The 503-nt window shown below is 55.7% G+C and carries 1 protein-coding gene; it reads left to right on the top strand.

Going from position 1 to position 503, the window contains the following annotated elements; translation table 11 throughout:
- Positions 1–463 (top strand): phospholipase D-like domain-containing protein (locus NRB16_RS29405; RefSeq protein WP_257107634.1); only part of this gene is annotated, 463 nt, incomplete at its 5' end.
- Between the last annotated feature and the right edge of the window lie 40 nt (positions 464–503).

Genomic DNA, 503 nt, shown 5'->3' with positions numbered 1-503 from the left:
TGGCGACAAGACCGCCAACGACTTCTTCATTCCTCCCGAAGAGCCGTTCAAGGTCATTTCTGCCCTGCCCTATCTGTATGAAATCAGCCTGCGTCGCTTCGCCCAGAAGCACAAGAAGGCTATCGCCCAGCACCGACTGAACCTGCATCTTTGGAAGCACGGCGACAATACGTTCCACCTCAAGGGCGTCTGGGTAGACGATCGCTATACCTTGCTGACCGGCAACAACCTCAACCCTCGGGCTTTCAATCTGGACCTGGAAAACGGCCTGTTGATCGATGACCCGAAAGGCCAGTGGCTCAAGCCGCGGGAAGAAGAGATTCAGCAGTTGATGCAGAACACCCAGCGGGTTGGGCAGTACGACGAGCTGGATACCCTGGCCAATTACCCCGAAGGCGTGAGCAAGTTTCTGCGCCGGGTCAGTCGGGTCAGGATCGAGCGGTTGTTGTACCGGATTCTGTAAGTGGCTGATTTTTTTCGCGAATGAATTCGCTCCCACAGTC

Origin of the sequence: Pseudomonas sp. LJDD11 (assembly GCF_024584215.1) — a bacterium.
Classification (GTDB): domain Bacteria; phylum Pseudomonadota; class Gammaproteobacteria; order Pseudomonadales; family Pseudomonadaceae; genus Aquipseudomonas.
The sequence above is the reverse complement of the archived record's forward strand: the minus strand, read 5'-3'. Positions and strand labels throughout refer to the sequence as shown.